At 62.6% G+C, this 11276-nt stretch carries 9 protein-coding genes; 8 read left to right on the top strand and 1 reads right to left on the bottom strand.

Going from position 1 to position 11276, the window contains the following annotated elements:
- The first annotated feature begins 157 nt into the window (after positions 1-157).
- From AC0L3I_RS06970 to AC0L3I_RS06935, 8 genes are read left to right on the top strand one after another with little or no spacing between them, the layout of a single operon-like run.
- Complete coding sequence (locus AC0L3I_RS06970) at positions 158-1699, top strand: sugar ABC transporter ATP-binding protein (RefSeq protein WP_473526403.1); 1542 nt, start codon at positions 158-160, stop codon at positions 1697-1699.
- 19 nt (positions 1700-1718) lie between these two features.
- Complete coding sequence (locus tag AC0L3I_RS06965; RefSeq protein WP_123147198.1) at positions 1719-2708, top strand: ABC transporter permease; 990 nt, start codon at positions 1719-1721, stop codon at positions 2706-2708.
- A 29-nt stretch (positions 2709-2737) separates the two neighbouring features.
- On the top strand, positions 2738-3718 hold the full coding sequence (locus AC0L3I_RS06960) for a sugar-binding transcriptional regulator (RefSeq protein ID WP_473526402.1): 981 nt from the start codon (positions 2738-2740) through the stop codon (positions 3716-3718).
- Entirely contained in the window at positions 3715-4710 is a 996-nt protein-coding gene (locus AC0L3I_RS06955) for an aldo/keto reductase (RefSeq protein WP_473526401.1), read from the top strand. Before AC0L3I_RS06960 ends, AC0L3I_RS06955 begins: the two co-directional genes overlap by 4 nt.
- An 18-nt stretch (positions 4711-4728) precedes the next feature.
- Entirely contained in the window at positions 4729-6465 is a 1737-nt protein-coding gene (locus AC0L3I_RS06950; RefSeq protein WP_473526400.1) for a glycerol-3-phosphate dehydrogenase/oxidase, read from the top strand.
- Positions 6438-7280: a class I fructose-bisphosphate aldolase gene (locus AC0L3I_RS06945; RefSeq protein ID WP_473526399.1), complete on the top strand. Its 843-nt coding sequence runs from the start codon at positions 6438-6440 to the stop codon at positions 7278-7280. The genes AC0L3I_RS06950 and AC0L3I_RS06945 overlap by 28 nt, the downstream gene beginning before the upstream one ends.
- A gap of 25 nt (positions 7281-7305) precedes the next feature.
- The gene (locus AC0L3I_RS06940; protein WP_473526398.1) at positions 7306-8820 is read left to right on the top strand and encodes an FGGY-family carbohydrate kinase; all 1515 of its coding nucleotides are present in this window, start codon (positions 7306-7308) and stop codon (positions 8818-8820) included.
- Positions 8817-10439, top strand: a complete 1623-nt coding sequence (locus tag AC0L3I_RS06935; RefSeq protein ID WP_473526397.1) for a GMC family oxidoreductase — start codon at positions 8817-8819, stop codon at positions 10437-10439. Before AC0L3I_RS06940 ends, AC0L3I_RS06935 begins: the two co-directional genes overlap by 4 nt.
- A gap of 48 nt (positions 10440-10487) precedes the next feature.
- Here the strand turns inward: AC0L3I_RS06935 and AC0L3I_RS06930 are convergent, their stop codons facing one another.
- Positions 10488-11276: a class I SAM-dependent methyltransferase gene (locus tag AC0L3I_RS06930; RefSeq protein WP_473526396.1), complete on the bottom strand. Its 789-nt coding sequence runs from the start codon at positions 11274-11276 to the stop codon at positions 10488-10490.

The raw sequence follows: 11276 nt of genomic DNA, 5'->3' as shown, positions 1-11276 counted from the left end.
TCCCCCCCCCCCCCCCCGCGCGCCCCCCCACTCCTTTTCCTTTAATCTCCCTTTTTTTGGGGGTGGGTGGGGGGGGGGGGGGGCCGGGGGGGGGGGGGGCCCCCCCCCCCCCCCCCGACCCGGGTTACCGTCAACTTCAACGCTGCAGGGGGACGGAGTGACTGCCGCCGCCATTCTTGAAATCCGCGACATATCGAAATCCTTCGGTGCCATCAAAGCGCTGACCGGGGTCGATTTCACGCTGCAGCGAGGCGAAATTCACGCGCTGTGCGGCGAGAATGGCGCGGGCAAGTCCACGCTGATGAATATCATCGCCGGCATTGTGCAACCCGATGAAGGCACCATTCGTCTCGAAGGCAGGGACGTCACCATCGCATCGCCATCCGCCGCGCAGCGGCTTGGCATAGGCCTCGTCCATCAGGAAATCGCGCTCTGCCAGGATGCCACGGTCGCCGAGAATATTCTCATGGCGGCGATCAACAATCGGCGTGCGCCGCTGATGAATTTTCGCCGGCTCTACGCCGATGCGCAGAAGATAATGGACCTGCTGGCGCCGATCTCGGTCGAGACGCCGGTCGCCGAGCTTTCGATTTCCAACCAGCAGCTTGTGGAAATCGCCAAGGCGCTGACGCTCGAATGCCGGGTGCTGATGCTCGACGAGCCGACGGCCGCCCTGACCGAGACCGAGGCGCGGCGTCTTTTCGCAATCGTCCGCGATCTCAAGGCGCGCGGAATTTCAATCATCTACATCAGCCACCGCATGGCCGAGATCTTCAGCCTGTGCGACCGCGTCACGGTGTTTCGTGACGGCAGATATGTAGCGACCGATCCTATCGCTTCGGTCACTCCCAATGATGTCGTGCGCAAGATGGTCGGGCGCGAAATCACGCAGCTCTATCCGCAAAAGCTCTCGCCTGAACGGCGCACCGACCGCCCCGTGCTGTCGGTCGGGAATCTCTCCTATCGAGCGGGTTCCGACGGCGTCAGCTTCACGCTTCGTGCAGGCGAAATTCTTGGCATCGGCGGATTGATTGGCGCTGGCCGCAGCGAGATGGCTCAGACCGTTTGCGGCTTGCGCGCGAAGCTGTCGGGATCGGTCGAACTCAATGGCGAGCCGGTCAGCATCAGGACCTACAGCGATGCAGTGCGCGCCGGCCTGGTCTACCTCTCCGAGGACCGCAAGGCGTCTGGCCTGTTCCTCGACCTATCGGTTGCCTCGAACATCTCCGCGCTGGACCTTCGGAAACTGACCACACCACTTGGGCTGCTCGATCGCCGCGCCGAGGCAAAGCAAGCCACCGACCTGGTCGAGCGCCACGGTGTGCGCATGGGCGGCATCGAGACACAGGTGTCGACGCTTAGTGGTGGCAATCAGCAGAAAGTCGCCATCGCCAGGCTTCTTTCGGTCGGCCCCAAGGTGGTCATTCTGGACGAGCCCACACGCGGGGTTGATGTCGGCGCCAAAGTGGAAATTCATCGCCTGCTTCGCGACCTCGCCGAGCGGGGCGTCGGCGTCATCCTGATTTCATCCGAGCTTCCGGAATTGATCGGGCTCAGCGACCGGGTGCTTGTCATACGCGAAGGTGTCCTCGTCGGCGAACTGGAGGCGGACGAATTGACCGAAGAAGCGATCATGCTGCTGGCTTCGGGTGTCCGCCAGCGACGATCAAACGCAAGGCAGGTTCAGAATGTCGCTTAGACAGACCGGAGGAACCCTCATGGACGCTGAAATCAAGGCGAGCGCCCCCGGGCTTGGCGGGCGCAACTGGCTGCGTTTGGGGTCAATGCGCGAGGCGGGGCTGATCGCAATCATGCTGGCGCTGTGCCTCGCCATGACATTCGCCTCGCCGCATTTCCTGACTTGGGGGAATTTCCGCGCAATGCTGATGAGCTTCTCCATTGAAGGCATCGTCGTGGTCGGCATGACGATACTCCTCATTGTCGGCGGCATCGACCTGTCCGTCGGGTCGGTGGTCTGCTTCTCCATGGTCGTGTCAGGCGCTCTCTTCCTGATGGGTCTGGACCCGTGGACCGCGAGCCTCATCGGCATAGGCGCCAGCGCGCTGATCGGCGCGGTCATGGGCTTCTTCGTGACCGTTATCGGGCTCAATCACTTCATCACATCGCTGGCGGCGATGGTGATCGTGCGCGGTCTCTGCCTTGTCATCACCAAGGGAACCCCGCTGTCGCTGTTCACCCTGCCGCCCGGATTCAAGGCGATCGGCCAGGGCAGCTTCGGCAATGTGCCTTATGTCATCGTCATCTTTGTTGTGGTCGTGGCCATCTTCGATTTTCTGCTTCGGCGTGCCACCGCCTTCCGCAAGGTCTTCTATACCGGCAGCAACGAGAAGGCGGCCCAATTTTCGGGCATCAAGACCAAGCAGGTCAAATTCTGGGTCACGGTTCTCTGCTCCACCCTCGCGGGCTTTGCCGGCGTCATCTATATGTCACGCTTTGGCGCTGCGACCCCGACCTTCGGCGCTGGCATGGAGCTCAACATCATCGCCGCGGCGGTGATTGGCGGAGCATCGCTCAATGGCGGCTCGGGCACCATCTTCGGCGCCATACTGGGCATGGCGCTGCTCTCGGTCGTCACAAGTTCGCTGATCCTGCTCGACGTTTCCGTCTATTGGCAGGACATGATCAAGGGATGCATCCTGCTCGCGGCGGTATCGATCGACCACTTCCTGCACCGCAGGAAATCCTGAGCAGCAGCGGCGAGAGTTGAGCATCCATCATGTCACCAACCAATTCGCGGGACGACGTCACGATCGTCCGCCAGATGTATCAGGCGCTGGTGCTTCATTACATGGAAGCCAAGACGCAGGCGGAAATCGCCAAGGAGCTCGGCATCTCGCATGCGACCGTCAACCGGCTGATCAAGCGCGGTCACCAACTCGGGCTTGTCGAGATCAAGATTAAGTCGCCGATCGAGCAACTGGTCGACATCGAGGCGCGACTTGTCGCGATAGGGGGACTCCAAAGGGCCGTCGTCGTTCCTTCCGTTTCGGACAATCCGCAGACTGCCCTCCAGCGCGTCGGCGAGGCCGCGGCGAGGCTGGTGCTCGAGACGATCAAGGACGGCGACACGATTTCCATTACCGGGGGCAAGGGGGTGAGTGCCGTCGTCGCCGGCCTCAAGCCGAACCGAAGCTACGACGTCGAGGTCGTTCCCGCGACCGGCCTGGTTCAGGGCAAGCATTACACCGACGTCAATCATGTCGCGTCTCTGATGGCCGACAAACTCGGCGGGCGCGCCTATCAGGTTCACGCGCCGCTGTTTGCCGACAGCCCGGCCCAACGCGACATGCTGATGGGCGTCCGGGCGGTTTCGGATGTCTTCAGCAAGGCGCGGGAAGCAACGCTTGCGGTCGTCGGCATCGGCTCCATCCTGACCGACGATTCGAGCTACTACGATCTGCACCCGTCCTCGAGCGCCGACCGGCTGGCCATCGAACGCTCGGGCGCGGCGGGCGAGCTGCTCGCGCATCTCATAGACAGCAACGGCAAGCTCGCCGACTACCGCCTCAACCACTCACTGGTTTCGCTGACGCTCGAGGAATTCGCGACCATTCCGCAGTCGATAGGGGTCGCCAGCGGCGCAAGCAAGGTGGTCCCGATCCTCAGTGCCATGCGCGGCTCTCACCTCGACACTCTCGTCACCGACGAAACCACCGGCTTGAAGATCCTCGAGCTCGCCGAAGGAAATGCAGCATGAATTCTCGACAAATCACCCGCTCAATCGGCAAGTCCGGCGTTGTCGCTTCGGCGGTGGGACTCGGCACCTGGGCCATCGGCGGCTGGATGTGGGGTGGCACGGATGAAGCAGAATCGATCGCTGCGATCCAGGCGTCCATCGATGCCGGCGTCTCGCTGATCGACACCGCGCCGGCTTACGGTCTCGGCCGCAGCGAGGAGATCGTCGGCAAGGCCATCAAGGGCCGGCGCGACCGCGCGGTCATCGCCACCAAATGTGGCCTGAACTGGCATTCGAAAAAGGGCAATCACTTCTTCGATCAGGACGGAACGCCGGTGAACCGATATCTCGGCGCCGAGGGCATCGCTTATGAAGTGGAACAGAGCCTGAGGCGGCTCGGCACCGATTGTATCGATCTCTACATCACCCATTGGCAGGACCCGACGACCCCCATTGCCGAAACAATGCAAGCGCTCGAACGCCTCAAATCAGCTGGCAAGATCCGCGCCATCGGCGCAAGCAATCTCAGCCCCGCCGAGCTGCAGCACTACGTGACCGCTGGCCAGCTCGATGCGATCCAGGAAAGATATTCGATGCTGGATCGCGAGATTGAGCAGACATTGCTGCCGATCGCGCGCCAGCATCAGGTCGCTGCGCTCAGTTATTCGTCGCTTGCGCTCGGCCTGCTTTCGGGCGCGATTGATCCGGCGCGTGAGTTCAGCGGCGACGACCAGCGCAAAGACAACCCGCGCTTCTCTCAGGCCAACCGGCGCAAGGTAGCCGCTTTGAAGCATGCCCTGGCCCCGGTCGCGGAGGTCCACCAGGCAAGCATGGCGCAGATCGTCATCGCCTGGACGCTGGCGCAGCCCGGCATCACCTTCGCGTTGTGTGGAGCGCGAAACGCGACGCAGGCGCTCGACAACGCCAGGGCAGGGGAGATTTTACTGAGCGCCGCGGAACTGACCGCCATCGATGCGGCGGTGGCCGGGCATCTCGTAGCGATAGATGCGTGATCGAAAGCGCGTCCTGAGATGAATCGCATCCAGACGATCGCCGGCTTGCGCGAGAACCCCGATATTGACGTCCTCGTCATAGGCGGCGGCATTAACGGCATCAGCGTGTTTCGCGAACTCGCTTTGCAGGGCGTCAATGTGCTGCTCGCGGAAAAAAACGATTATTGTTCCGGCGCCAGCGCAGCCCTCTCGCGCATGGTTCATGGCGGCTTGCGCTATCTTGAAAACGGCGAGTTCAAGCTGGTCCGCGAATCTCTGCTCGAACGCGATCGGCTGTTGAAGAACGCGCCGCACTACGTTGCGCCACTGCCAACCACAGTGCCTATCTTCGACCTGTTCTCAGGCATAGCAAATGGCGCATTCCGCTTCCTTGGGCTAAGCCGCCGTCCGGGCCGGCGTGGCGCCTTGGTCATCAAGACCGGTCTGGCGATGTATGACTTCTTCACCGCCGCGCGGCGTATCGTCCCGCCGCACAAATTCAGGAGCCGCGCTGAAACACTCAAGGTCTGGCCTGCAATCAATCCTGCTATCCGGAATTCGGCGACATACTATGACGCCTGGGTCAGCCACCCCGAGCGGCTGGGTACCGAGATGCTGCGCGACACCATAAAGGAAAAGCCGTCCGCCCGGGCGCTCAACTATGCACGGGTATCGCTCGGTGACGCGAGCCTGGTGCTTAACGACGGACTGTCTGGCGAAACCGTGGCCGTGAAGCCGCGGCTCGTGGTCAATGCCACAGGCGGCTGGGTCGACCTGACCAATTCGGCGATCGGAGCCGTTGCGCCGAAGCTTATGGGCGGCACCAAAGGTTCGCATCTGATCGTCGACAATCGCGAGCTTCATGACGCGCTCGACGGTCACATGATCTACTACGAGAACGAGGACGGCCGGATCTGCATCCTGTTCCCCTATCTCGGCAACGTGCTGGTCGGCTCGACGGATATCCGTGTCGACGATCCCGACCAGGCGCGCTGTGTGGATGACGAGCGGCAATACATTCTGCAGTCCCTGTCCTTCGTGTTTCCCGGGATCGAGATCGCCGATACCGACATCGTCTTTCAGTTCACCGGGGTGAGGCCGCTACCGATAAGCCAAGACAGTTTTACCGGGCGCATTCCCCGCGATCATTTCTGCGAGCTCATCGAGGGCGCCGGTATAGTGCCGCCGACGCTCTGCATGATCGGCGGGAAATGGACGACCTTCCGCTCGTTCGGCGAACTGGCAGCGAATATCGTGCTCGAGCGATTGTGCCGACAGCGCATCGTCGGCACCGAAAACATGCCGATCGGCGGCGGCCGGCATTTTCCCATTGCCCCGGCAAAATGGTGCGCAGAACGCGCGGCCGCACACGGCCTGTCGCTTGACCGCATGGGTAGCCTCTTCGAGCGCTACGGTACCGCGGCGGATGCCGTCGCCGCCCATATGGCAGCGGGACATGACGAGCTCTTGCCCGGCAATGACTACTCGGCCCGGGAGATCCAATATCTCATCGCCGATGAATATGTCGAACAGCTGGAGGACCTGCTGCTTCGCCGCACGACAATCGCCATCACCGGCGCGCTCTCTTCCGGCCTTCTCGATGCGGTTCTCGATATTCTCGCTGTCGAAAAGAACTGGGACGCCGCGCGCAAGGCATTCGAGCGAACCGATTTCCTCGCCATGTTGCAACGCCGGCACGGCATCGATCTCGACCAGCTATCCCAAGAAGACGAAGGAAGGAGCGCCGAATGCGCATCAACAAGAAAGTCCGCATGAACCGGTTGTTCGGCCGGGCGCGCTGTCTCGACGTCGCAATCGACCATGGCGTGTGCAACGAGCCGTCGTTTCTGGAAGGGCTCGAGGATATGGCCGGCGTCGTCGCCCAGCTGGTTGGCGCGGGACCGGACGCCATTCAGATGAATTATGGCCAGGCCGATCTGCTGCAGTCCTTGCCCGGCAAGGACAAGCCGGCATTGGTCATGCGCATAGACATGGGCAATCCATATAACAAAACCCGCCATCGCTCGATGTGGGCCATCCTGCAGAACGAAGCCGAACCATTGATGGGCGCGCTGGAGATGGACGCGGCCTGTGTGGTCGTCAATCTATTCATGCTGCCCGACGAGCCGGACCTGTTCCGGCAATGCGTCCACAACATTGCCCGCGTTCGCGCCGACTGCGAAAAATACGGCCTGCCGCTGATGATCGAGCCGCTGGCGATGCTGCCGAACTCGGAGCGCGGAGGCTACATGGTCGACGGCGACCCCGAAAAGATCGTCACCCTGACCCGGCTCGCCAGCGAGATGGGCGCCGACATCATCAAGGCGGACCCGACCACCGATCCGAACGACTTCCACCGGGTGGTGGCGGCGGCGCGCTGTCCTGTCCTTGTGCGCGGTGGGGGCAGGGAGGATTTGCGCGCAGTCTTCGACAAGTCGGCGGCGCTGATTGCACAAGGCGCGGCAGGCATGGTCTATGGCCGCAACATATACCAGCATTCCAACCCTCGCGCCGTCGTGAGAGGATTGATGGCGATCATCCATGAGAATGCGGATGGCGCGGCGGCCTGGGAGCTCTACCAACAAGAATAATCTTTGCAGCTTGGGAGGAGCTTCAATGCAGCGATACATTCTTGGTCTTGATGCGGGCAATACCGTCATCAAGGCCATCATCTTCGACACCGCCGGTCGCGAACTCGCGCTCGCCGCCCGGGACGGCCGCTCCTGCATGCCAAAGCCCGGCCATGTCGAGCGGGACCTCGGTGAATTGTGGCGCGACGCCGTCGAGGTCATCCGCCACTGCCTCGACCAATCGGGCATTGACGCTGGCGATATTGCGGTGATCGGCTGCGCCGGGCACGGCAACGGGCTCTACGCGCTGGACCGCGGCGGCGACCCGCTGCTCGGCATCCAGTCGCTCGACACGCGCGGCGTCGGCATCGTCGGCGAATGGGCGGCCGCAGGCGTTGGCGACCGGACCTATATCCACTGCCTGCAACGGCCCTGGGCGGCGCAGACGCCGACTCTGCTGGCGTGGCTCAAGCACCATGATCCGGCACTTTTTGCCAAAATAGGCACCGTCTTCCTGTGCAAGGATTTTATCGTCAACCGCCTCACCGGCGCGCGCTCGACCGACACTTCGGACATGTCGGGCTGCGGGCTTTTGCACATGCCTGATCGACGATACGAGCGAGAGTTGCTGGCCGCCTATGGTCTCGACGATTGCATGGAACTGCTGCCTGACGTGCTGGAAGCCTCCGGCATCGCCGGCCATATCACGCGCGATGTCGCCGCTGCCACCGGCCTTCGGGCGGGCACGCCTGTGGTGGCGGGCCTGTTCGACGTCGTCGCCAGCGCCATCGGTTCGGGCGTCACCAGCACCGGCGCCGCCTCGATCATTGCCGGCACCTGGAGCATCAACCAGGTCATCACCGAAGAGCCGATCCGCGATCCGTCGATCTTCATGCTGTCGACGTTCGATCCGCTGCGCTACCTCGCCATCGAATCGAGCGCCACTTCGGCCGCAAATCTCGAATGGATCGTCCGTGAGTTCTTCGAGCATGCGCCGCCGGCAGGCGCATCGCCATTCGAAATCTGCAGCGAGCTTGTTGCTTCCGTCGATCCCGCGGGAGACATGCCGATCTACCACCCCTTCCTTTACGGCTCGCAGCAGAATGGCAAGGCGCGTGCAGGTTTCTACGGCATCGCCGGCTGGCATACGCGGGCGCATATGCTGCGCGCACTGTTCGAGGGCGTCGTCTTCGAACACCGGCGGCATGTCGAGACGCTGCGCCGAGCGGGAGCGACTGTCAGCCAGGCGGTTCTTTCGGGCGGCGGCTCGCGCAGCGCCATCTGGCCGCAGATATTTGCGGATGTGCTGGACGTGCCGGTGACCGTGGCGCGTAGCCGCGAGACGGGGGCGCTGGGAGCTGCAATTGCAGCCGGGACAGGCGTCGGCCTGTTTGCCGACTTCTCTGCAGGCGCGGCCGCGATGACCGCGCCCGACCGCTGCTACCAGCCCAATAGCGAGATCGCACCGGCCTATGAGCAGCGTTATCGTCTGTATGGCGAGATCAACCAGGCCATGGGTCCGCTATGGGACAGGATGGCAAGCGAACGGACGTCCAATTGACACAGACCGCTGCCGATTTTGGACGATACGACTTCATCATCGTCGGCGCAGGTTCGGCCGGCTGCGTGCTGGCCAACAGACTGTCGGCCAATCCAGCCATGCGCGTGCTGCTTCTGGAAGCCGGCGGCAGCGACCGCTATCACTGGGTCAACATTCCCATCGGCTATCTCTACTGCATGGGCAACCCGCGCACCGATTGGCTTATGAAGACCGAGCCGGAGCCCGGGCTGAACGGTCGTGCGCTCGACTATCCGCGCGGCAAGCTTCTGGGCGGCTGCTCATCGATCAACGGCATGATCTACATGCGCGGCCAGGCGGCCGACTATGATGGCTGGCGGCAAGCCGGAAATCTCGGTTGGGGCTGGGATGACGTGCTTCCATATTTCCGCAAGTCCGAGGACCATTTTGGTGGCGCCAACGACCTTCATGGCGCCGGTGGCGAATGGCGCGTCGAGCGCCAGCGCCTGTCCTGGCCGATCCTGGATGCCTTCCGCGATGCTGCCGAGGAACTCGGCATCCCCCGGACCGAGGATTTCAACGGCGGGACCAACGAGGGGTCGGGCTATTTCGAGGTCAACCAGAGGAAGGGCGTGCGCTGGAATACCTCGAAGGCGTTCCTGCGGGGCGTGCTCCGGCGGCCGAATTTGCGCGTCGTGACCGGCGCCGAGACCGAGAACCTAAATTTCGACGGAGCTTGCGTCACCGGCGTTGTCTTCCGCATGGGCGGCCAGTTGCATCGTGCGTTGGCGGGCGAGACGATACTTGCCGCCGGCGCGATAAATTCGCCGAAGCTGCTCGAGCTTTCCGGCGTCGGCCGACCCGACGTGCTTGGCGCAGCAGGAATCCCGGTTCGCCACGCGTTGGTAGGCGTCGGCGAGAACCTGCAGGATCATTTGCAAATTCGCACGGTTTTCAAGGTCGCCAATGCCTCGACGCTAAACCAGCGCTACCACAATCTGTTCAGCCGCGCGGCCATGGGCGTCGAATACGCCATCCGTCGCAGCGGACCGCTATCGATGGCGCCGAGCCAACTAGGTATCTTCGCCAGAAGCGATCCACGCCTGGAGACCCCCGACCTCGAATATCATGTCCAGCCGTTGAGCACTGACCGGCTGGGCGAGCCGCTGCATCGCTTCCCCGCGGTCACGGTTTCGGTCTGCAACCTCAGACCGGAAAGCCGCGGCAACGTCCACATAGGGGCGCCCGATCCGCAGACGGCCCCGAAGATCCGGCCGAACTATTTGTCTACCGAGGGAGACAGGACCGTGGCTGTAGCATCGCTCCGCCACGTCCGCCGCTTGATGAAGGCGCGTGCCGTTGCCCGTTTCGCGCCTGAGGAAATGCTGCCCGGTGCACACTATGAAAGCGACGAAGATCTCGTCCGCAAGGCCGGCGATATCGGCACTACGATTTTCCACCCGGTCGGCACCTGCAAGATGGGCGCAGGCTCGATGGCAGTTGTCGACGGCCGGCTGCGGGTGCACGGCATTTCTGGCCTGCGCGTCGTCGACGCTTCGATTATGCCGACGATCGTTTCCGGCAACACCAACTCTCCAGTGGTCATGATCGCGGAGAAGGCATCGGAAATGATCTTGCAGGACGCCAACCAGGAGAAATAATCCTCGCCGGCGCGAATAGCTGCCGGTCTGCGTTAACTCAGATGCAGTTTACTGCGGCTTTGTCGCGCAGATCGCGAAGCGATGTTGAGTGGCGCGTTCGAGCGCCTTGGGCCAACTCATCTGTCGAGCCTGAGCGCGATGGATCGCGCCCAGTTTCCAGTCGACGACCGGCTGCTCGAACTCGGCTTCGGCCAGCAAGCGAACTATCTCTTCCGCCCGTGCGCCGCCTGAGAAATAGACACGAGCAAGAATGCTCAGGTGGCGTTTGGCCATGGAGGCGCCGTCATTGTCCGAGACCCGGGACTTGCCGGCCGTGAGCCTCTCCCAAAGTTCCCGCAAACTCACCGCCCAGTTGCGGCCGACAAAATCGCCGTCGATGACCAGCAGCCTGCCGCCGGGCTTCAGCAGCGAGAACCATTCGGCAAAGGCCGCCTTCGGATCCAGTAGCGTCCAGACCAGGTGACGGGTGACGATGACATCGTAGCTCGCCTTGTCCTCGAGCGTCCGTTCGGCATCCCTCACGATGAAGCGGATATCGGCGTCGCGGTTTTGTGCCTTGGCGCGCGCCTTGGCGAGCATGGCTTCCGACCAGTCGAGGCCTGTCACCACAAAGCCTAGATCGTGCATCAGATGCGAAATAACGCCTGTCCCACAGGCGAGATCCAGAGACGCCCGCCCGGCGCCTGGCCCAAGGTGCCTGCTTATGAGCGCATGCCAGGCAGCGCGCTCCCGCTCGGAAAAAATCTCGTGGCCGACCTGCAGGTCGAACGTTTCGGCGCGATCGGACCAATAGTCCCGAATTTCGTCGCGCAGCGAATAGTTTGCGTGAGCCGTCAT

The sequence above is a fragment of the Mesorhizobium sp. WSM4840 genome, assembly GCF_055811755.1.
Note: the sequence above shows the minus strand (reverse complement) of the source record. Positions and strands in the feature narration are given on the sequence as shown.